This is a genomic window from Saccharopolyspora mangrovi, assembly GCF_035320975.1.
GTDB lineage: Bacteria > Actinomycetota > Actinomycetes > Mycobacteriales > Pseudonocardiaceae > Saccharopolyspora > Saccharopolyspora mangrovi.
The window spans coordinates 126902-147080 of sequence record NZ_JAWLNX010000017.1; the positions used below are offsets into that span (position 1 = coordinate 126902).

Genomic DNA, 20179 nt, shown 5'->3' on the forward strand with positions numbered 1-20179 from the left:
ACGATGATTGTCGCAGGTGAGGTGGGTTACCTCAGCGTCCGGCCGCCACTCCGGCCAGACCGGCGTCCCCGGTGACCAGCGCCGTGCTGGGACGTCCCCACACCCGGCGGTAGAGGGCGTCGGCGGTGCCGGCGACGGTCGCGTCGGTCTCCAGCCCGGCGTCCGAGGGCGCGCCGGTGACGGGAGGCTCGCCGGGCCGGTAGGTCACCAACCAGGCGCGCCCCGCGTCGGCGGCGTGGTAGAGCACGGTTCCGGAGTGCTCGCGGGCGGTCCAGTCGCCCAGCGGCAGCAGCTCGGTGAGCATCTCGTCGATGCCGTCGGCCGCCAGCTCCGGGTCGAAGACCAGGACACCGGCCTGCCCCAGGGCGAGTTCGGCGTCGAGCCGGTGGATCGCGGTCTCGTGCGCGACCCGCCGAGCCCACCCCGCCGGGGTTCCGCCGGAGAAGATCGCCCACACCGCGCGGTCGGGATCCATCGTGGACAGGTCGGTGAGCAGCTCGCCGCGGAGTTCGTCCCACCAGGACAGCGCGGCCTCGAAATCCCCTGGTGCGTCGGGCGCTTCCGGTCGGTTGCCGCCCGGCTCGACCCGCAGCGACGCCCGCGCCCTCGCGTACGCCTGGGCGAGGTGCCCGGTCAGCTGCCGGACGTCCCAACCCGGGCAGGTGGACACGACGGCGTCCGGTCCGGCCTGCAGCACCGCACGCCGGAAAGCGTCCGCCTGCTCCTGAAACGCCTTGAGGTGGAAATCGCGATCCATGCCCCCATTAAAGGCGCTACGCCGACCGCGCGAAAAGCGTCGAGGCGGAGTGGCGGCTCACGTGTTCGGGTCGACCGAGTCCCAGGGGACGGTGAGCTCGCCGAGGCGCCACCGGGGGTGGCGGTCGAGGACGGGCCACTGCTCCGCGAACAGGCCCGCGGCGTGGGCCCAGCGGGCTCGCGGGCCGAAGGTGGCCAGCGGGGCGGCCTTGGCCCAGCAGGCGTCGAGCTCGGTGAGCAGCGCGTGGATCCGCTCGCCGGGGACGTTGCGGTGGATGAGCGTCTTCGGCAGCCGCTCGGCGAGGTCGGACGGGGCGTCGATGTCGGAGGGCAGGCAGGCGAGGGTGAGCGCGCGCGGCCCCTGGCGGTCCAGCGTCACCCAGCAGCAGCGGCGGCCGATCTCGTCGCAGGTGCCCTCCACCAGCAGGCCCTCCGGGGCGAGGCGGGAGCACAGCTCCTCCCAGGCCTTCCAGGCCTCCGGCTCGGTGTACTGGCGCAGCACGTTGAGCGCGCGGATCAGGGCGGGGCCGGGGAAATCGCGGATTCCGGCTGCGAGCCCGGCGAGCTCGAAGCCGCCGCGCCGGAACTCCAGGCGCGGCGGGTCGGCGACGGCCTTGCCCGCGGCCACCCGCTCCGGGTCGATCTCCAGGCCCACGACCCGCAGCTGCGGGTGCAGCCCGGACAGCCGCTGCGCGAGTTCGACGGTGGTCGTCGGGGTGGCGCCGTAGCCGAGGTCGATGACCACGGGCTCGGCGGCGTTGCGCACCGCGCGCGCCACCCACGGGGTGGCTGCGATCCAGCGGTCGATGCGCCGCAGCCGGTTGGGGTTCGTCGTGCCGCGCGTCGGCATGCCCATCGCGCGGGCGCGTCCGGCGGCGAGCCGCGGGTTGCGCTTCTTCGGAACGTTCATCGCGGGCTAGCCGCGCTGGGCCAGCCACGCGGCTGTGAAGTGGTCCTCGTCGACCAGCATCTTCTGCACCTGCTCGGCGACGAGGTCTTCGAGCTTGCCGCCGACGAACGGGACGGTGACCTTGACCGTGCCCTCCACGACGAGTTCGCTCACGTCCGGACCGCTCGGCGCGACGAGGTCGCGCAGCCACATCGAGCCGGTGATCGAGCACGGGGCGCCCGCGATCTCCGCCGCGATCTCGCCCGTGTAGTGGCCGTCCTCCTCGCGCCGCCAGGACTCGCTGCGGTCGATGAGCAGGTCACCGCCGACGACGGTGCGGGCCAGCGACGGGAGCTTGTCGACCGGAACTGCCTGCCGGGTCTGGAAGCGGGCACCGTCGTCGGTGTCCACGTGCTGCAGCAGGGTCGCGGTGGAGCCGCCGAGCTCCTCCAGCCGAGCCGCTAGGTACTCGGAGTCGATCAGCGCCCGGTACACCTCGACGGCGGACCGGTCGGAGGTGCTGCGGTGCTCGATGCGGCGTGCCATGCAGCGGAGGTTACCTTTGGCAGTCGTGAGTGCCTCTATGTCCGGTGCCGAAGAAGTGCGCGACGACACTGCCCTGCCAGGTGAGCTGCCGGGTGGTGGGTCGCCGCTGGCCGAGTTCACCACGCTGCGGCTCGGCGGCCCTGCGACCGGGCTGGTGGTCGCCACCAGCGACGATGAGCTCATCGACGCGGTCCGCGCGGCTGACGACGGCGGGCACCGGCTGCTGGTGCTCGGCGGCGGGTCCAACCTGGTCATCTCGGACGAGGGATTTTCCGGGCATGCCGTGCGCATCGCCACCAAGGGCCGCGAGTACGACAACGTCGGCGACGGGATCGTGCAGTTGACCGCCGAGGCGGGCGAGGACTGGGACGATGTGGTCGCCGACTCGGTCGCGCAGGGCCTGGGCGGGCTGGAGTGCCTGTCCGGCATCCCGGGCCTGGCCGGGGCGACGCCGGTGCAGAACGTCGGCGCCTACGGCGTGGAGATCTCCGAGCTGCTCGTCTCGGTGGACCTGCTGGACAGGCGCACCGGCCGGGTGCGGACCGTGCAGGCCGCCGACCTGGGGCTGACCTACCGCAACAGCGTCCTCAAGCACAGCGACGCGGCGGTGGTGCTGCGCGCCCGGTTCCGGCTGCGCGACAGCGGCCTGTCGGCACCGATCCGCTACGCCGAGCTCGCCCGCGCGCTGGACGTCGAGCCGGGCGAGCGGGTCGACGCGGCGAAGGCGCGGCAGGCGGTGCTGGAGCTGCGGCGCGGCAAGGGCATGGTGCTCGACCCGGCCGATCACGACACCTGGAGCGCGGGTTCGTTCTTCACCAACCCGATCGTGGCCGAGGCCGAGCTGCCCGGCACGCTCTCCCGGATCGCCGAGGAGGTGGGTCCTGACCAGCGGATCCCGCAGTACCCGGCCGAGGGCGGGGGCAAGCTGTCGGCGGCCTGGCTGATCGAGCGGGCCGGTTTCGCCAAGGGCCACCAGGGCCCGGGCGGGCGCGTCGCGCTGTCCGGCAAGCACACGCTGGCGCTGACCAACCGGGGCAGCGCGAGCACCGCCGACCTGCTGGAACTCGCCCGCGAGGTCCGCGACGGGGTGCGCTCCGCCTTCGGCGTGACCCTCGTTCCCGAGCCCGTGATGGTCGATTGCGCGTTCTAGACCAGCGGCCATACAGGTGACTCTTAGTGACTAACGGATCACCCTGAGTGTTAAATGGCAGAGGTGGAGGGGGCCACCATGCTGAGCATCAGGGAACTGCGGGACCGGGCGGTGATCCGCCCGATCAAGCGCGCTGTCGAGGACCAGCTGCTTGACCTGCCCGGGGTGACGGGCGTGGACATCGGCAGCAGGACGCGCGCGGGCAGTCGACACCGGGAGCAGGTCATCGTCGTGACGGTGACCTGCAAGCGGCCTCGCGAGGCCCTCGGGCGCGACGGCTGCGTGCCCGCCGAGCTGTTCGGCATCCCCACCGACGTGGTCGAGGAGCAGCCCGTCCTGCAGCACATCCACCGGGTGCACGGCGAGCCGCTGCGGTGGCCGTCCCGGACGATCGGGTCCGACGGCGGCAGCGCGGGCTGCCCGATCCGGGCGGTGCGCGGCGGCAGCGGCCTGGCTCCGTACCGGGCGGTCCGGCTGGGGACCGGCGAGTACCGCCGGATCGGCACCCTCGGAGTGCTCGTGACCAGCGATCCCACCGAACCGATGGGGTTGACGACCTTCGACGTCGGCTGCTTGGACGACGCCTGGTCGGTGGGCGACCGGATGATCGACCCGGACAGCGGCCGGGTGCAGGCCGAGCTGGCGCGGGCCGCGCTGTCGGGCCGCGTGGACGCCGCGGCCGTCAGCATCGTCCCCGGCCTGGCGGCCTCGCCGGAGGTCGGCGGGCTCGGGCCGGTGACCGGCCACGCTCGCGCCTACCCGGGTGAGCCGGTCCGCAAGCACGGTTTCGGCACCGGGCTCACCGACGGCTTCGTGACCTCGGTGGACGCCACCATCCGCGTCGATCACGGCGCTGCGCTGGGGGTCCGGGTGCTGCGCGAGCAGATCCGCATCGCCACCGACGGGCCGTGCTTCTGCGGGCCTGGCGATTCGGGTGCGGCGGTCCTCGACCCGGCGGGCCGGCTGCTCGGGCTGCACGTCGCGGGCGCCGAGAACGGGGCGATCGGTTATGCGACGCCGATCGGCGATGTCCTCTCCGAGCTCGACGTCCGGTTGAACCCGCAATCGCTGCCGCTCGGCGTATGAGGTGTGTGGAGCCCGAATTCCCGTTGATGCCATTCGCGCGGAATGTGCGCCTTTCGGAGTCTGGTGAAGTGGCGTTCGGCGGTTGTGATGCAATGCACAGCGCCCTCCGGACATCTTTTCGGGCCTTCGCACGTCTTTATTGGTGGGGGTGGGGAACCGTCGGCTGGAGAGAAGCGAGCTCGCTTTTCCGGCGGTGCCCGTTTTGCCATTTTTGACTTAATTTCAGAGAGGATTTCTCAAAGTGAGTGGTGTGATGCGGCTGCCGTGGCGCGTGTTGTTGGGGGCGCTGGCGGCCGTCCTGCTGATCGCGGGCTGTTCTGCGCAACCGCAGACGCAGTCCGAGCCCGCTCCGCCGGTCGCCGCGGTCCACTTCGAACCGGGCGCCGGTGCGGGGGAGGTCAGTCCGACCGCTCCGATCAAGGCCGCCGTTGACCAGGGCCGCTTCGAGTCGGTCCAGCTGGCCAACGCCGACGGCAAGGCGGTCGCGGGGCAGCTGTCCGCCGACGGCAAGAGCTGGCAGGCGACCGAGGCGCTCGGCTACGGCAAGGAGTACACCTGGTCGGGCCAGGTGATCGGCGCGGACGGCAAGAAGGCGCCGGTGCAGGGCTCCTTCCGGACCGTGCAGCCGAAGAAGACGGTGCGGGCCACCGTCAACCCGACCGATGACGCCCAGGTCGGCGTCGCGATGCCGATCAGCGTCAAGTTCGACGAGCCGGTCAAGGACAAGGCCGCGGCCGAGCGCGCGCTGAGCGTGCAGACGTCCACGCCCGTGGAGGGTTCCTGGGCGTGGCTGTCGGACAAGCAGGTCGACTACCGGCCCAAGGAGTACTGGCCGGCCCACACGCACGTCACCGTCAAGGCCGACCTCTACGGCGTCGCCTACGGTGACGGCGCCTACGGCCTGGCCGACCTGACCAGCGAGTTCGACATCGGCCGCGCGCAGATCGTCAAGGCCGCCGTGGGCACGCACCAGATGGTCGTGATCCGCGACGGGCAGCAGGTCGCCAGCTACCCGGCCAGCTACGGCGAGGAGTACGACCCGGGGCGCAACACCCCGAACGGCACCTACATCGTGATGCAGAAGAACCCGGTCGAGATCATGGACAACCCGCGCTACGGCTACCGTGACGTGCGCAAGACGTTCGCGGCCCGCTTCTCCAACCACGGCGAGTTCATCCACGAGAACCAGGAGAACGCCGCCGCGCTGGGCAAGGTCAACAACTCGCACGGCTGCATCAACCTCAGCGCGGCCGACGCCAAGGCCTACTACGACAGCGCGCTGCTGGGCGATCCGGTCGAGGTCACGGGTTCGGCCAGTTCGATGGAACCCCGCTACGACGTCTACGACTGGATCCTGTCCTGGGACCAGTGGAAGGCGAAGTCGGCGTTGTGACGGAAGCCACCGAGGGGCGGCCGAGCAGCGGGCTCGGCCGCCCCTTGGCGGTAGCGTCCACGGTTGGCTCCGGGGTTTCAGGACGGCGACGGGAATGTTTCCGCGGCGTGCGGTGTCGGGGTTGAGCAGGCTCGAAAAACTCGGGCCTACCGGCTTGCGATGGGCAGCAGATGACTTCCAGGACATTACGGATGCGGCCGCGCCGCGCCGCCGTCTTCTCGTTGCACACCTCCCCGCTGGAGCAGCCCGGCACCGGTGACGCCGGCGGGATGAACGTCTACATCGCGCAGACCTCCCGGCGGCTCGCCGAGCTCGGCACCGAAGTGGAGATCTTCACCCGCGCCACCTCCTCCGACATCCCGCCGATCGCGGAACTGGCCCCCGGCGTGCTGGTCCGCAACGTGGTGGCCGGCCCGTTCGAGGGCCTGGACAAGAACGATCTCCCCTCGCAGCTGTGCGCGTTCGCCGCTGGCGCGCTGCGGGTGGAGGCCCGGCACGAGCCGGGGCACTACGACCTCGTGCACTCGCACTACTGGCTGTCCGGCCAGGCGGGCTGGCTGGCGCGGGAGCGCTGGGGCGTGCCGCTGGTGCACACCGCGCACACGCTGGCCAAGGTCAAGAACGCCAACCTCGCCGAGGGCGACTCGCCGGAACCGCGGGTGCGGGTGCTGGGCGAGGAGCAGATCGTCGACCAGGCGGACATGCTGGTGGCCAACACCGAGTTCGAGGCCACCGATCTCATCGACCGCTACGACGCCGAGCCGGACGCGGTGGCGACCATCCCGCCGGGCGTCGACCTGGAGGTCTTCACCCCGGGTGACGGCGTCGCCGCCCGCGAGGAGCTGGGCGTTGCCGCAGACGCGCTGGTGCTGGCGTTCGTCGGCCGCATCCAGCCGCTGAAGGCCCCGGACGTGCTGCTGCGCGCCGCGGCCGAACTGCTGCAACGCCACCCCGAACTGCGCGAGCGGCTGGTCGTGCTGGTCGTCGGCGGGCCGTCGGGCAGCGGTCTGGAGCGGCCTCGCGCCCTGCAGCAGCTGGCGGTGGACCTGGGCATCGACGACGTGGTCCGGTTCTTGCCGCCGCGCGGCGGAAAGCGGCTGGCGCAGGTCTACCGGGCGGCCGACGTGGTGGCCGTGCCCAGCCACAACGAGTCGTTCGGCCTGGTCGCGCTGGAGGCGCAGGCCTGCGGCACACCGGTGGTGGCCGCGGCGGTCGGCGGTCTGCCGGTCGCGGTCCGGGACGGGGTGTCCGGTGTGCTGGTCGACGGCCACCGCACCGAGCAGTGGGCCGAAGCGCTGAGCTCGGTGGCGCTGGACCGGGGGCTGCGGCACCGCTTGGCGGGCAACGCGCGCGAGCACGCGACCACGTTCTCCTGGACGCGCACCACCGAGTCGCTGCTCGACGCCTACGAACAGGCCAAACTGGCGTTCAACCGCAGTCTGCGCACGGAGGAGGTGACGGCGTGAGCCCGGAGCAGGTCATCACGTCCACGCTGGAAGCCAACGAGCTCACCTACCAGGACAAGGGCGGCGGCCGCTTCTTCGTCACGCTGCCGGGCACCAAGAAGCTGCAGACCAACTGCTGGTTGATCGTCGCCGAGCACGCCCTGCTGGTCGAGGCCTTCGTCTGCAGGCAGCCGGACGAGAACCACGAGAACGTCTACCGGTTCCTGCTGCGCCGCAACGCCAAGCTTTACGGCGTCCACTACACGATCGACAAGACCGGCGACATCTACCTGGTCGGCAGGACCAACCGCCAAGCGGTGACCCCGGAGGAACTGGACAAAATCCTCGGCCAAGTCCTCGAAGCGGCGGACGGGGACTTCAACACCCTCCTGGAACTCGGCTTCGCCACAGCCATCAGAAGGGAATGGGCCTGGCGAGAATCCAGAGGAGAATCCCTCGCCAACCTCCAACCCTTCAAACAACTGGTGGACCAGGACGATTAACGGCAAACCAGACAATCGTCAGGCAAGCGACGAAGTCGCTTTCTCCTTGCCACTCTCGCGCCTGGCACCGCCGCGGGTTCTAAGGGCCTTCGTGGCTAGTACGCCGCGACGCCGCGTATTTCGAATGCTCAAGGAGCGGCGCACGGAGTCCGCGGAGGCGCTCAGGTTCCGCCACCGGCACCGCTGAGCAAGGTGACCCAAGACAAAGAAGAAGGGACCGGGAGGGGCGGCTCGGGAGAGAGGGGGAGTCACGAGCTCGAGCCGCCCCACCACGGTGGTCCCGCCTGACGGGCTTGGAGGGCGGGGGGCACCCTGAGCCCGGCGGGGCGCGGCTCGTTGGGGGAGCTGAACCGCGCTCACGCCCTCGCGAGATCGGGGAGTGCGTGGGAGCCGATCAAGGAGAGCGTTGTCAACTTCGCAGAGTTGTGTAGCCGCCACAAGGCCGCCGCATTACTCCATTCGTGTGATGTTCAGCCAGAAAAGTAGAGCACGTGGGCCTGAGAGGGCCATAGCTTCCACGGAAAGTGACGACCGACACTATCGTGTCACGGACGTGCGGTGATCACGTAACTCTCAGGTCAACCTCACAACCTCGATGCCCTGCTCATCGCTGCGGATAGCCTGGGGTCATGACTTCGACTTTGGTGCTGCTGCGGCACGGTGAGAGCACGTGGAACGCCGAGAACCTGTTCACCGGGTGGGTGGACGTCCCGCTGTCGGACAAGGGCCAGGCCGAGGCCAAGCGCGGCGGAGAGCTGCTGCGCGAGGCGGGCGTGCTGCCGGACGTCCTGCACACCTCGCTGCTGCGGCGCGCGATCTCGACCGCGAACATCGCCCTCGACGGCGCCGACCGCCACTGGATCCCGGTCAAGCGCGACTGGCGGCTCAACGAGCGCCACTACGGCGCTCTGCAGGGCAAGAACAAGAAGCAGACGCTGGAGGCCTACGGCGAGGAGCAGTTCATGCTCTGGCGCCGCTCCTACGACACCCCGCCGCCGGAGATCGCGCTCGGCAGCGAGTTCAGCCAGGACGCCGACCCGCGCTACGCCGACCTCGGTTCCGACACGCCGCGCACCGAGTGCCTCAAGGACGTGGTGGCCCGGCTGCTGCCGTACTGGGAGTCGGCGATCGTGCCGGACCTGAAGGCGGGCAAGACCGTGCTGGTGGCCGCACACGGCAACTCGCTGCGCGCGCTGGTCAAGCACCTGGACGGGATCTCCGACGAGAACATCGCCGGGCTCAACATCCCCACCGGCATCCCGCTGCGCTACGACCTCGACGAGAACTTCAAGCCCACCAACCCGGGCGGCACCTACCTCGACCCGGAGGCCGCCAAGGCGGCCGCCGCGGCCGTGGCCAACCAGGGCCGCTGAGCCGGACGTGGAGGGTGCCTCGGCATCCGAGGTGCCCTCCACACGTCACTCACGTGGGTGAAGAGTGGCGAGAAGTCGCCCACTCGGGGAACGGAGCGCTACCGAGGTTGGGGCGAGAGCTGAACCGCCTCCGATCAGGGGGTGAACCACAGGTGAAGAAGCCCCCGATTCGTGTCACGGGCGTCACGGAACGCCCTTGTGGACTGGCCTTTCCCCACCCGCGCTTGCTTACGATGCAGATGTGACCGCTTTGGGCTACACCGCCCTGATCATCGCCGCGCTCCTGCTGGGCGCGGCCGGCGGATTCTTGGTAGCCCGGGGATCCCGGCCCTACCGCAAATCCCAGCCTCAGGGCCCGACCGTCGCCGAACTCCTGCAGCGGCTGGTGCACACCAGCACCAACGGCGTGGTGGTGCTCAACCGCTTCGGCGACGTGGTGCTGCACAACCCGCGCGCCGTCGAGCTGGGCGTGATCCACGACTACCGGGCCGACCCCCGGGCGCAGAAGGCCGCCGAGCAGGCCGTCAAGACCGGCGAGACGGTGACCGTCGACCTCTGCCCGCTGGACGGTCGCGCGTCGCTGGCGGGCCGCGGCCCGGCCGCCGTGCTCGGCGACGTCCGGCCGCTCGGTGACGGCTTCGCCGTCGTCGACGCCGCCGACCAGTCCGACTCGGTGCGGCTGGAGGCGACCCGGCGCGACTTCGTGGCCAACGTCAGCCACGAGCTCAAGACCCCGGTCGGCGCCCTGGCGCTGCTGGCCGAGGCGCTGCTGGACACCGCCGAGGACCCGGAAGAGGTGCGGCGGTTCTCCACCAAGATCCTGCACGAGTCGACCCGCCTGGGGACGCTCGTCTCGGAGCTGATCGCGCTGTCCCGCCTGCAGGGCGCGGAGCGGCTGCCGGAGCTCACCACGATCGAGGTCGACGAGGTGGTCGAGGAGGCGCTGGGGCGTTCCCGGCTGGCCGCCGAGTCCGCGGGGATAGAGATCGCCGTGGACGGCCCGTCCGGATACCTGCTGGAAGGCGACCGGGCGCTGTTGGTCACCGCGCTGACCAACCTGATCACCAACGCGGTCAACTACTCCTCCCACGGGAGCCCGGTGTCGATCTCGCGCCGGCTGTCGGAGGACTTCGTCGAGATCGCGGTCACGGACCGCGGCATCGGAATCGAACCCGAGCACCACGAAAGGGTGTTCGAGCGGTTCTTCCGGGTGGATCCCGCGCGGTCGCGGGCCACCGGCGGTACCGGTCTGGGGCTGGCCATCGTCAAGCACGTCGCGGCCAACCACGGCGGAGAGGTGAAGCTGTGGAGCAGGCCGGGGACCGGTTCCACCTTCACCATCCGGGTGCCCAGGCACGGCGCGGGCGAGACCGGCGAGGACGAGGCGACCACTGAACCCGATCGGGCGGCACCTGCCGCGCGGTCCACCACCGAAAGTGCGGACGGCGTGACGACCGTCGAAACGGGAGGAATCCGGTGACCAGAGTGTTGATCGTGGAGGACGAGGAGTCCTTCGCCGACCCCATGGCCTTCCTGCTGCGCAAGGAGGGTTTCACGGCCGCCGTCGCGACCAACGGCACCGACGCCCTGGACGAGTTCGACCGCAACGGCGCGGACATCGTGCTGCTGGACCTGATGCTGCCCGGCATGAGCGGCACCGACGTGTGCAAGCAGCTGCGGCAGCGCTCCGCCGTGCCGGTGATCATGGTGACCGCGCGGGACAGCGAGATCGACAAGGTCGTGGGCCTGGAACTGGGCGCCGACGACTACGTCACCAAGCCCTACTCGGCCCGCGAGCTGATCGCGCGGGTGCGCGCGGTGCTGCGCCGCCGCGGCGAGGCCGAGGAGCTGCAGCCGCAGGTCCTGGCGGCCGGACCGGTGCGGATGGACGTCGAGCGGCACGTGGTCACCGTCGACGGCGAGGACGTGAACCTGCCGCTCAAGGAGTTCGACCTGCTCGAGTACCTGCTGCGCAACGTCGGCCGGGTGCTCACCCGCGGTCAGCTCATCGACCGGGTGTGGGGAGCGGACTACGTCGGCGACACCAAGACCCTCGACGTGCACGTCAAGCGGCTTCGCTCGAAGGTCGAACCCGACCCGGCGGACCCGCGCTACCTGATCACCGTGCGTGGTCTTGGTTACAAGTTCGAGGCCTGAGCGGCCGGGGTGTGACCGGTCGCATCCCGAGCAGGCTGCTGACCTGGTAGCGGGCGTGGCGGGAGTGTTCCGGGACGCAGTTTCCCGCCCACCTGCCGCCCGGTCGCGTGCGCAGCCGGTAATTTGTCGGTCATGCGCCTAGGGGTCCTCGACGTCGGATCCAACACCGTCCACCTGCTCGTGGTGGACGCGCACCGAGGTGCGCATCCGACCCCGATGACATCGGAGAAGACCGTGCTGCGCCTGGCCGAGCGGATCGGCGCGCACCACGGGCGGCTCTCCGAGGACGACGCCGACGAGCTGATCGGGACGATCGCCGAAGCTCAGGAAGCGGCCGTGGCGGCCGGTTGCGACGAGCTGATGGCCTTCGCCACCTCGGCCATCCGCGACGCCGACAACGCCGCGGCGGTGCTGGACCGGCTGCGCGACGAGACCGGCGTCGAGCTGGAGGTGCTGCCGGGCGAGGACGAGGCCCGCTACACCTTCCTCGCGGCTCGCCGCTGGTACGGCTGGTCGGCGGGCAACCTGCTGCTGCTCGACATCGGCGGCGGTTCGCTGGAGATGGCGCTGGGCATCGACGAGCAGCCCGACCTGGCGGTGTCGCTGCCGCTGGGCGCCGGCCGGATGAGCCGCACGATGCTGCACGACCCGCCGAAGCAGGACGAGATCAAGAAGGCGCGGGACTGGCTGGAGGGCCAGCTGGCGCCCACCGCCAAGAAGTTCCGCAAGCTCGCCCGGCCCGATCGCGTGGTGGCCACCTCGAAGACGTTCCGCTCGCTGGCCAGGCTGACCGGCGCCGCGCCGTCCTCAGCGGGGCAGCGCGTGCCGCGCAGGCTGACCGACACGGGGCTGCGGCAGCTGCTGTCGTTCATCACCCGCATGTCGGCGAACGATCTTGCTTCACTCGACGGTGTGAGTTCTGCCCGGTCGCACCAGCTCGTCGGCGGCGCGCTGGTCGCCGAGGCCGCGATGAAAGCCCTGGGAGTCACCGAACTCGACATCTGCCCGTGGGCGCTGCGCGAGGGAGTCATCCTCAGGCGGCTGGACCACACCAACGGAGATAGTCACACTGCGTTCAAGAGCGGCGTTCCGGTGCGTGCGGGGGGCACGGACGGGCTCGTGCCGGCGCAGGAGAATGCGTCCGGCCCGACACGGAATGAAACCGAGGCACCGGTGGACGGAACTGGACTGCAACCGCGGCACGGGGCACGGTGGGAGCGATGAGTCGGGACAGCGGGGCCGATCAGCCCACCCAGCGCACCGTTGCAGAGCTGCTCGCCGAGTACGGCGGCAGCTCCGAGAAGGGCTCCCGGCGCCGCCGCAGGAAGGCCGAGGACCCGACCGAGACGGCACCTCAGGAGATCATCAACCGGGTGCTGTCGGACAGCGGCAAGATGCGCCCGGTCAAGCCGGACGAGGAACCGCCGGCGAGCCGCAGGCAGGGCGGCGGTCCGCCCGCCCAGCAGCCCGCGGCTCAGCAGCCCGCGAACCAGCAGCCTGCCAACCAGCAGCCCGCGGCGCCGCCGGCCGCGCAGCCGCCGGTCCAGCCACCGGCCGCGCAGCAGCCGCCGCAGGCGCCGACGCCTCCTCCGACGCCGCCGCAGGCGCCCGCGCGTCCGACTCCCGAACCGCCGACCGAGTCGGGCCCGCCGCCCGGCAGCGCCGGTTACTGGGCGCAGCGCTTCAGCGGCGCGGGCAGCGCCCCGTCCGGCCCGCCGGCGTCCGCGCAAACCCCCTCGGCACCCAGCAGCGACGCCGAGGCGACGATCCGGCAGCCCGCCTTGCCGCAGCCGCCCGCGCGTCCGGCGGGGCCGCCGATGGCGCCCGCAGGTCCGCCGCAGCTGCCGGAGAACTTCACCGAGCAGCTGCCGCGCATCGACGGCGGCGTCGAGCAGGCCTACCCGGCGCAGGCCGAGCCGGACGCCGACCCGTACGACTTCGACGACCCCGAGCCGAGCTTCGCCGAGGGCGGCTACGAGCAGCCCTACGACGAGCCGTACGACCAGGACTACGACCGCTCGGCGCCCGCCGGGCTGGACGAGGACTACGACCCGGACGAGGGCGACCGACCGCCGTCAGCGGGCAAGGAGTGGGGCACGCTGGCCCTGCAGGGCGTCGCCGGTCTGATCGGCGGCGGTGCCGTGTGGATCGGCTTCCGCTGGTTGTGGATCAACGCGACGATCGCCGCCTTCGGCGCGGCGCTGGTGTTCACCGGCCTTTTGGTGCTCGTTGCGTGGAAGTTCTTCCGCACCAACGATCTGCAGACCATCCTGCTCTCGGTGCTGGTCGGCCTGTTCTGCACGGTGTCGCCAGCGGCGTTGCTGCTGATCAATCAATGAGAGGTTCCCGGTGTTGGCTCGGACAGGTGACTCGCGAGTCCGCAAGCCCCACCGCCGCGCAGCCCGCCCGGGGCCGTCGGTCATGCTTGGTTCGAGATGACGGGACAACCAGCGAGGTCTGAGCGCCAGGACGCCCCCGGCCGGATACCGGTGGGGCTGTCCAGCGCCTCGGTGTGGCCGCAACCCGCCCGCGCCGCCTTCGAGATGTCGTCCGACCTCGGCTTCGACGGGGTCGAGGTGATGGTCTGGGCGGACGCGGTCAGCCAGGACGTCAAAGCCCTGAGCCGCTTGTCCGAGCAGCACGGGGTGCCGGTGCTGGCGGTGCACGCGCCCTGCCTGCTGATCACCCAGCGCGTCTGGTCGCCGGAACCCGAGGAGCGGCTGCGCAAGGCCGTGGTGGTGGCCAGCGAGCTGGGCGCGTCGACGGTGGTGGTGCACCCGCCGTTCCGCTGGCAGCGCCGCTACGCCGAGGCCTTCCCGGAACTGGTCGAGGAGCTGGAGGAGACCAGCGGCATCAAGATCGCGGTGGAGAACATGTTCCCGCTGCGCCCGCCGACCTCGCTGAACCGGCTGCGCGCCGGCCGGACGACCGGGAGCAGGACCAACAGCGGGCTCTCCGCGTTCAAGCCGTCCCCGGACCCCACCGACGTGGGCTTCCGCAACTACACGCTGGACCTCTCGCACGCCGCCGCCGCGCACGTCGACGCGATCGAACTGCTCAAGCGGATGAAGGACGGCCTGGCGCACGTGCACCTCGCCGACGGCACCGGCGCGTCCCGCGACGAGCACCTGCTGCCGGGGCAGGGGAACCAGCCGTGCGCGGAGGTCTGCGAGGCCCTCGCGGCCGACGGCTACGACGGCTCGGTCGTGCTCGAGGTCAACACGCGCAAGGCCAAGAATCCCCAGCAACGAGCGGAAATCCTCGCCGAAGCGCTGCTCTTCGCCCGCCTGCACCTGGAACCACTCGGAGCTTAGGGGGTTTCTGAACCTGCTCTTAGGACCGCTAACCGACGCCTGATGATCAACTTCGTGGGCGGTCATTAGAATCCTCGACCATGAACTCGTTGCGCTCAGTGGGCTTTCGACCGGTGGATCCCACGTGACCGAGGTCCAGGATCCGTTCTCCGCGGCCACTTCGGTGCGCTCGCTCGGCGACGGCAGTTACGTCGCGAACCTCCACCCGGACTGGGCCGTCGGGGACAACCCGCACGGCGGTTACCTGCTGGCGCTGCTCACCAGAGCCGTCTGCGACGGCACCGGGCTGGAGCCGCTGTCGATCAGCGCTCAGTACTTGCGGCCGCCGCGCGTGGGGCCGGTGATGATCCGGCTGCAGGCGCTCAAGACCGGCAAGACCATCACGGTCGTGCGCGCCATGCTCGAACAGCGCGGCGAGGTGTGCGTCGACGCGACGGTGACCGCGGGCCGGATGCCCGCGGCCGAGCCGGAGTGGGCGGATCTGCCGTCGATGCCGGTGAACCCGCCGTCGGACGCCGTCGACCTCAGCCAGTCGACGAGGTTCTTCCACCTCGCCGGGGTCTGCGACATGCGGCTCGATCCGAACACCGCCGAGTTCCTCAACGGCGGCACCGGCGAGCCCCGCTACCGGATGTGGGTCAAGCCCCGCGACGGCCAGCCGGACCTGCTGTTCGGCCTGGTGGCGGGCGACCTGACCGTTCCGGTGACGCTGAACCTGGGCCGTTTCGGCTGGGCCCCGACGGTCCAGCTGACCGCCTACCTGCGCGCGCACCCGGCCAACGGCTGGTTGCGCATGCTGGTCGACTGCCGCGCCGTGCACGGCCAGTGGTTCGACGAGGACGTCCAGGTCGTCGACTCGGTGGGTCGCCTCATCTGCCAGGCCCGCCAGCTCGCGCTCTCCCCCTCCTGACCGGCGCGCACCCGCCGGGCTTCGCGATTTCGGTGGAAGTCGGGACCCGGATCTCAGTGGAAATCGGGTTCCGGGTTTCCATTGAAATCGGGTCCCTCCCGGGGTGTGCGGGTCAGGTCAGGTGGATGACGTCGAGGGCGCCTTCGGAGTGCTGCTGGCGGAGTCGTTTCTTGTCGAACTTGCCGACGCTGGTCTTCGGCGCTTCGGTGATGAACGTCCAGTACTCCGGCAGCTGCCAGTTGGCGACCGAGCCGGCCAGGAACTCGCGGAGCTCGGCGGGGTCGGCGGTCTGGCCCTCGCGCAGCACCACCGCCACCAGCGGGCGCTCCGACCACTTCTCGTCGGGGACGCCGATGACCATCGCCTCGGCCACCGCCGGGTGGGCCATGACCTGGTTCTCCAGCTCCACCGACGAGATCCACTCGCCGCCGGACTTGATCACGTCCTTGGCCCGGTCGGTGAGGTGCAGGAAACCGTCGGGCGTCAGGTAGCCGACGTCGCCGGTGCGCAACCAGCCGTCGTGGAACTTCTCCGGATCGTCGTCGCCGTAGTAGGCCTTGGCCACCCACGGGCCGCGAACCTCCAGCTCACCGACGCTCTGGCCGTCCCACTGCCGCACCTGGCCGTCGTCGCCGACCAGGCGTGCCTCCACCGAGGCCGGCAGCCGTCCCTGGCTGACCTTGTAGTCCCAGCGCTGCTCGCCGGTGACCCCGGCGGGCGGCCGGGCGAGGCTGCCCAGCGGGGAGGTCTCGGTCATGCCCCACGCGTGCACGACGGTGATGCCGTACTTCTCCTCGAAGGTCCGCATCATCGCCGGTGGGCACGCCGAGCCGCCCACCACGACCTCCTCCAGCGAGGAGATGTCGCGGGGCTGCTTCTCCAGCTCGGCGAGCACGCCCTGCCAGATCGTCGGCACCGCCGCGGCCATCGTCGGGCGCTCGGCGGCGATCATCTCCACCAGCGGTTCGGGCTGCAGGAACCGGTCCGGCATGATCATCGAGGCGCCGACCATGAGCGCCGCGTAGGGCAGTCCCCACGACATCGCGTGGAACATCGGCACCACGGCCAGGCCCCGGTCGCCCTGCCGCAGGCCCATCCCGTCGGTCATGCAGACCTGCATGGAGTGCAGGTAGATCGAGCGGTGCGAGTAGACGACGCCCTTCGGGTTCGCGGTGGTCCCGGACGTGTAGCACATGGCGGCGGCGGAGCGCTCGTCCAACTCCGGCCAGTCGAACTCATCGGGCTGCCCGGCCAGCAGGTCCGCGTAGCCGTGCACCTCGACCCCGGGCGGGGCCTCCAGCGCGGACGCGTCGGCGCCGACGACCACCGCGTGCCGGACGGTCTTCATCTCCGGCAGCAGCTTGGCGAACAGCGGCAGCAGCGTGTGGTCGACGAGCACCACGTGGTCCTCGGCGTGGTTGGCGACGTAGACCAGCTGCTCGGGGAACAGGCGGATGTTGAGGGTGTGCAGCACCGCGCCCATCGACGGCACTGCGAGGTAGGCGGCCAGGTGCTCGGCGTTGTTCCACATGAACGTGCCGACGCGCTGGTCGGAGGTGACTCCGAGCCCGCGCAGCGCGTGCGCCAGGCGCGCGGCCTCCCGGCCCACTTCCGCGTAGCTGCTGCGCCGGGGTTCGGCTCCGGTCCAGGTCACGACCTCGGCGGAGGCTCCGTGCGGGCCGAGGCCCTGCCGCAAGATCCGGGCGATCGAGAGGGGGCCATCGTTCATCGTGCTCAACATGGTCGAAGCTCCTTCGCTTCTCGTCCGTGGGGAGATCGCTCGGCGGTGGCGGGGTGGAAAGACCTTCGAGTTGTGGTGCAAGACACATTAACGTCCAGGTCGGGACAACGGGAGGGGTCGACACGCAGCGTGGTCTGGCACCCTGAGGCGCATGACGACCATCGCCGTGCTCGGAGCCGGGAAGATCGGAGAAGCCCTGCTCTCGGGCCTGATCAAGGCCGGGCGAGCCCCGTCCGACCTGCTGTTCACCGAGCGCTTCCCGACCCGGGCCGAGGAGCTGACCAAGACCTACGGCATCTCGCACGTGGACGTGCCCACGGCGGTGGAGCGCGCGGACGTCGTCGTGGTCGCGGTCAAGCCGCAGGACATCGAGCCGCTGCTGGACGAGATGGCGCCGAAGATCCCCGGTGGCAAGCTGGTCGTCTCGCTGTGCGCGGGCCTGCCGACGAAGCTGTTCGAGCGCCGGCTGCCGGAGGGCACGGCGGTCGTGCGGGTCATGCCGAACACCCCGATGCTGGTCGGCGAGGCGATGGCCGCCATCTCGGGCGGTGCGCACGCCGAGGACCACCACCTGGACGTGGTCGAGGAGCTGCTGGGCAGCGTCGGCAAGGTCGCCCGGGTCCCGGAGACCCAGCAGGACGCGGTCACGGCCCTGTCCGGTTCCGGTCCCGCGTACTTCTTCTACCTGGTCGAGGCCATGATCGACGCCGGGATCCTGCTGGGCATCCCGCGCGCCACGGCGGCCGACCTGATCGTCCAGTCCGCGGTCGGCGCTGCCGCCATGCTCCGCGAGGGCGGCGGCCATCCGGTCATGCTCCGCGAAGCGGTCACCTCCCCGGCGGGCACCACCATCGCCGGCATCCGCGAGCTGGAGAAGCACGGAGTCCGAGCAGCCCTCATCGACGCCATCGAAGCGGCCCGAGACCGCTCGATCGAACTCGGCAAAGCCCACGAAGAAGACGACGAGGGCTGAACCCGCTCCCCGTCAGGCAACCGGCGAAGCCAGTTCTTCTTCACACCCCACCTGAGCAACTGGCACCGCCGCTCAGGTTCCGCCACCCGCACCGCTGAGCAGGGTGACCACGAGCAGCAACGAGCAAAAAGTCAACTCAACAATTGCTCTGTGTCCCGTTAGTCTCGGTGTAGCACGTGCGTGAGGTTTCCGGCGGACGGGGAAGCCGCCGGGGGCGACACGTGTGGAGGGCACGGTGAAGCATGTCTGCGAACTCCGAACCCAGCCAGCAGGCGCCGCCGAGCATGGGCCAGGTGCGGTTCCTCACCGTCGCCGAGGTGGCCAAGCTGATGCGGGTGTCCAAGATGACGGTCTACCGGCTGGTGCACGCCGGTGAACTGCCCGCTGCCCGGGTGGGCCGTTCGTTCCGGGTCGCCGAGAAGGACGTGCACGCCTATCTGGAGCACGCCTACTACAACGCGGGTTGAGGCGCCCGCGTAGACCACCCCCAGGTGCGCCCGGGGGTGGTCGAAGCGCGCTTGCCGGACCACGGCGGCAGGCCCGAGACCTGGGCAGGTAAAGTTTTGGGTTGGTCGTGCCTGATGCGCTCCTGGCAGCTGCTCCGGCACGGAAGACGTTCGAACCGCCGTCAAGAGTGAAGGAGTCCGCATGGGCTCGGTCATCAAGAAGCGCCGCAAGCGTATGTCCAAGAAGAAGCACCGCAAGCTGCTTCGCAAGACGCGCGTCCAGCGTCGCAAGTTGGGCAAGTGATCTAGAGAACCGCCGTCGACCATCGGATGTCGACGGCGGTTTTTCTTGCTCGACCTCGCTTGGTAACGCCCGGTCAACCCGGTTGCCGGTGGGTGCGCCTGTAGCATCGATCTCGGGCGGCACTCCTTCGACTGCGCGGGGTGACTAATGGGGCCGAACGTCGTGCTGGTGACGGGTGTGAGCCGCTTCCTGGGCGGCCACCTGGCGGCGCGGCTGGCGGCCAACCCCGCGATCGACCGGGTGCTGGGAGTGGACACGGTCCAGCCCGGCCGGGACCTGCTGCGGCGGATGGGACGCACCGAGTTCGTGCGCGCCGACATCCGGAACCCGCTGATCAGCAAGGTCATCAACAACGCCGGGGTGGACACCGTGGTGCACGCGGCGATCAACACCCACACGGGTCCGGGCGGCCGCGCGACGCTCAAGGAGATGAACGTCATCGGCACCATGCAGCTGCTGGCCGCGTGCCAGCAGTCGCCTCGGGTGCGCAAGGTCGTGGTGCGCTCCACCTGCGCCGTCTACGGTTCGAGCTCGCGCGATCCCGCGGTGTTCACCGAGGACGTCGAACCCAAGGACCTGCCGTCGTCCGGCTACGCCAAGGACGCGGTGGAGATCGAGGGCTACGTGCGCGGCTTCGGCCGCCGCCGGCCCGACGTGGACATCACCACGCTGCGGTTCTCCAACCTGATCGGACCGCGCATCGACGCGATGCTGGCCCGCTACTTCATGCTGCCGGTGGTACCGACGGTCCTGGGCTTCGACGCGCGCTTCCAGCTGCTGCACTCGGAGGACGCGCTGGCGGTGCTGGAGCGCGCTACGCTCGGCGACAAGACCGGCGTCTACAACGTCGCCGGTGACGGGGTGCTGATGCTGTCGCAGGCGATCCGTCGCGCGGGGCGGGTGGCGCTGCCGCTGCCGAGCCCGTCGGTCCCGGCGGTGACGCAGCTGTTCCGCAGTGCCCGGCTGGTGGACTTCTCGCCGGAGCAGCTGCGCTTCCTCAACTTCGGGCGGGTGCTCGACACCACCCGGCTTCGTGAGACCTTCGGGTTCACCGCGCGCTGGACCACCCAGCAGGCCTTCGACGACTTCGTGCGCGGGCGCGGACTGCGGCCGGTCGTGGAGCCGGAGCACATCATGGCGCTGGAGCGGCGCGCTGGGGACCTGCTTTCGAGACTGCGGTGAGAGGCGGAGGC

General features: G+C 70.5%; 20 protein-coding genes. 16 read left to right on the top strand and 4 right to left on the bottom strand.

The annotated features are described in order from the left end of the window. Positions 1 to 31: 31 nt before the first annotated feature. The 3 genes from R4I43_RS23025 to R4I43_RS23035 are packed head-to-tail and all read right to left on the bottom strand — an operon-like array spanning position 32 to position 2191. Positions 32 to 757 (bottom strand): maleylpyruvate isomerase family mycothiol-dependent enzyme, encoded by a 726-nt coding sequence (locus tag R4I43_RS23025; RefSeq protein ID WP_324267757.1) that lies wholly within the window; start codon positions 755 to 757, stop codon positions 32 to 34. A 57-nt stretch (positions 758 to 814) separates the two neighbouring features. After that, the gene (locus R4I43_RS23030) at positions 815 to 1666 is read right to left on the bottom strand and encodes a class I SAM-dependent methyltransferase (RefSeq protein WP_324267758.1); all 852 of its coding nucleotides are present in this window, start codon (positions 1664 to 1666) and stop codon (positions 815 to 817) included. Positions 1667 to 1672: 6 nt separating this feature from the next. After that, complete coding sequence (locus R4I43_RS23035; protein WP_324267759.1) at positions 1673 to 2191, bottom strand: DUF2505 domain-containing protein; 519 nt, start codon at positions 2189 to 2191, stop codon at positions 1673 to 1675. A 37-nt stretch (positions 2192 to 2228) separates the two neighbouring features. On the opposite strand from R4I43_RS23035, the gene R4I43_RS23040 reads away from it, so the two are divergent. From R4I43_RS23040 to R4I43_RS23095, 12 genes are all read left to right on the top strand, one after another. Beyond that, positions 2229 to 3341, top strand: a complete 1113-nt coding sequence (locus R4I43_RS23040; protein ID WP_324267808.1) for a UDP-N-acetylmuramate dehydrogenase — start codon at positions 2229 to 2231, stop codon at positions 3339 to 3341. A gap of 54 nt (positions 3342 to 3395) precedes the next feature. After that, a complete protein-coding gene (locus R4I43_RS23045) occupies positions 3396 to 4427 on the top strand; it encodes a chymotrypsin family serine protease (protein WP_324267760.1) in 1032 nt (343 codons plus the stop codon). A 253-nt stretch (positions 4428 to 4680) separates the two neighbouring features. Beyond that, positions 4681 to 5820 (top strand): L,D-transpeptidase, encoded by a 1140-nt coding sequence (locus R4I43_RS23050; RefSeq protein ID WP_407691300.1) that lies wholly within the window; start codon positions 4681 to 4683, stop codon positions 5818 to 5820. A gap of 170 nt (positions 5821 to 5990) precedes the next feature. After that, a complete protein-coding gene (mshA, locus tag R4I43_RS23055) occupies positions 5991 to 7286 on the top strand; it encodes a D-inositol-3-phosphate glycosyltransferase (RefSeq protein WP_407691296.1) in 1296 nt (431 codons plus the stop codon). Continuing rightward, positions 7283 to 7768, top strand: coding sequence for a type III secretion system chaperone family protein (locus R4I43_RS23060; RefSeq protein ID WP_324267763.1), 486 nt, complete (start codon positions 7283 to 7285; stop codon positions 7766 to 7768). Before mshA ends, R4I43_RS23060 begins: the two co-directional genes overlap by 4 nt. Before the next feature lie 629 nt (positions 7769 to 8397). Then, complete coding sequence (locus R4I43_RS23065; RefSeq protein ID WP_324267764.1) at positions 8398 to 9141, top strand: phosphoglyceromutase; 744 nt, start codon at positions 8398 to 8400, stop codon at positions 9139 to 9141. Positions 9142 to 9382: 241 nt separating this feature from the next. Next, the gene (locus R4I43_RS23070) at positions 9383 to 10621 is read left to right on the top strand and encodes an ATP-binding protein (protein ID WP_407691297.1); all 1239 of its coding nucleotides are present in this window, start codon (positions 9383 to 9385) and stop codon (positions 10619 to 10621) included. Further along, positions 10618 to 11298, top strand: coding sequence for a response regulator transcription factor (locus R4I43_RS23075; RefSeq protein ID WP_324267765.1), 681 nt, complete (start codon positions 10618 to 10620; stop codon positions 11296 to 11298). Before R4I43_RS23070 ends, R4I43_RS23075 begins: the two co-directional genes overlap by 4 nt. A gap of 132 nt (positions 11299 to 11430) precedes the next feature. Beyond that, positions 11431 to 12522, top strand: a complete 1092-nt coding sequence (locus R4I43_RS23080; protein WP_324267766.1) for a Ppx/GppA phosphatase family protein — start codon at positions 11431 to 11433, stop codon at positions 12520 to 12522. Beyond that, positions 12519 to 13637 (top strand): hypothetical protein, encoded by a 1119-nt coding sequence (locus R4I43_RS23085; protein WP_324267767.1) that lies wholly within the window; start codon positions 12519 to 12521, stop codon positions 13635 to 13637. Before R4I43_RS23080 ends, R4I43_RS23085 begins: the two co-directional genes overlap by 4 nt. Before the next feature lie 96 nt (positions 13638 to 13733). Then, the gene (locus R4I43_RS23090) at positions 13734 to 14612 is read left to right on the top strand and encodes a sugar phosphate isomerase/epimerase family protein (protein ID WP_324267768.1); all 879 of its coding nucleotides are present in this window, start codon (positions 13734 to 13736) and stop codon (positions 14610 to 14612) included. A 124-nt stretch (positions 14613 to 14736) separates the two neighbouring features. Continuing rightward, complete coding sequence (locus tag R4I43_RS23095; protein ID WP_324267769.1) at positions 14737 to 15522, top strand: thioesterase family protein; 786 nt, start codon at positions 14737 to 14739, stop codon at positions 15520 to 15522. 112 nt (positions 15523 to 15634) lie between these two features. Here the strand turns inward: R4I43_RS23095 and R4I43_RS23100 are convergent, their stop codons facing one another. Next, a complete protein-coding gene (locus tag R4I43_RS23100) occupies positions 15635 to 17263 on the bottom strand; it encodes a long-chain fatty acid--CoA ligase (RefSeq protein ID WP_324267770.1) in 1629 nt (542 codons plus the stop codon). Positions 17264 to 17414: 151 nt separating this feature from the next. Here R4I43_RS23100 and proC point away from each other — a divergent pair, with 151 nt between their 5' ends. The 4 genes from proC to R4I43_RS23120 all read left to right on the top strand — a co-directional run bounded on the left by proC (position 17415) and on the right by R4I43_RS23120 (position 20168). Further along, positions 17415 to 18236, top strand: coding sequence for a pyrroline-5-carboxylate reductase (gene proC, locus R4I43_RS23105; protein ID WP_324267771.1), 822 nt, complete (start codon positions 17415 to 17417; stop codon positions 18234 to 18236). A gap of 242 nt (positions 18237 to 18478) precedes the next feature. Then, positions 18479 to 18703, top strand: coding sequence for a helix-turn-helix domain-containing protein (locus R4I43_RS23110; protein ID WP_125093164.1), 225 nt, complete (start codon positions 18479 to 18481; stop codon positions 18701 to 18703). A 181-nt stretch (positions 18704 to 18884) separates the two neighbouring features. Continuing rightward, on the top strand, positions 18885 to 18986 hold the full coding sequence (locus tag R4I43_RS23115; RefSeq protein WP_010241351.1) for a 30S ribosomal protein bS22: 102 nt from the start codon (positions 18885 to 18887) through the stop codon (positions 18984 to 18986). Between the two features lie 147 nt (positions 18987 to 19133). After that, positions 19134 to 20168, top strand: coding sequence for an NAD-dependent epimerase/dehydratase family protein (locus R4I43_RS23120; protein WP_324267772.1), 1035 nt, complete (start codon positions 19134 to 19136; stop codon positions 20166 to 20168). Positions 20169 to 20179: the final 11 nt, after the last annotated feature.

Bases quoted from the DNA above. Each gene is read 5' to 3' on its own strand.
- R4I43_RS23025 (WP_324267757.1), bottom strand. From the start codon at position 757: ATGGATCGCGATTTCCACCTCAAGGCGTTTCAGGAGCAGGCGGACGCT.
- R4I43_RS23030 (WP_324267758.1), bottom strand. From the start codon at position 1,666: ATGAACGTTCCGAAGAAGCGCAACCCGCGGCTCGCCGCCGGACGCGCC.
- R4I43_RS23035 (WP_324267759.1), bottom strand. From the start codon at position 2,191: ATGGCACGCCGCATCGAGCACCGCAGCACCTCCGACCGGTCCGCCGTC.
- R4I43_RS23040 (WP_324267808.1), top strand. From the start codon at position 2,229: ATGTCCGGTGCCGAAGAAGTGCGCGACGACACTGCCCTGCCAGGTGAG.
- R4I43_RS23045 (WP_324267760.1), top strand. From the start codon at position 3,396: ATGGCAGAGGTGGAGGGGGCCACCATGCTGAGCATCAGGGAACTGCGG.
- R4I43_RS23050 (WP_407691300.1), top strand. From the start codon at position 4,681: ATGCGGCTGCCGTGGCGCGTGTTGTTGGGGGCGCTGGCGGCCGTCCTG.
- mshA (WP_407691296.1), top strand. From the start codon at position 5,991: ATGACTTCCAGGACATTACGGATGCGGCCGCGCCGCGCCGCCGTCTTC.
- R4I43_RS23065 (WP_324267764.1), top strand. From the start codon at position 8,398: ATGACTTCGACTTTGGTGCTGCTGCGGCACGGTGAGAGCACGTGGAAC.
- R4I43_RS23080 (WP_324267766.1), top strand. From the start codon at position 11,431: ATGCGCCTAGGGGTCCTCGACGTCGGATCCAACACCGTCCACCTGCTC.
- R4I43_RS23085 (WP_324267767.1), top strand. From the start codon at position 12,519: ATGAGTCGGGACAGCGGGGCCGATCAGCCCACCCAGCGCACCGTTGCA.
- R4I43_RS23090 (WP_324267768.1), top strand. From the start codon at position 13,734: ATGACGGGACAACCAGCGAGGTCTGAGCGCCAGGACGCCCCCGGCCGG.
- R4I43_RS23100 (WP_324267770.1), bottom strand. From the start codon at position 17,263: ATGTTGAGCACGATGAACGATGGCCCCCTCTCGATCGCCCGGATCTTG.
- proC (WP_324267771.1), top strand. From the start codon at position 17,415: ATGACGACCATCGCCGTGCTCGGAGCCGGGAAGATCGGAGAAGCCCTG.
- R4I43_RS23110 (WP_125093164.1), top strand. From the start codon at position 18,479: ATGTCTGCGAACTCCGAACCCAGCCAGCAGGCGCCGCCGAGCATGGGC.
- R4I43_RS23115 (WP_010241351.1), top strand. From the start codon at position 18,885: ATGGGCTCGGTCATCAAGAAGCGCCGCAAGCGTATGTCCAAGAAGAAG.
- R4I43_RS23120 (WP_324267772.1), top strand. From the start codon at position 19,134: ATGGGGCCGAACGTCGTGCTGGTGACGGGTGTGAGCCGCTTCCTGGGC.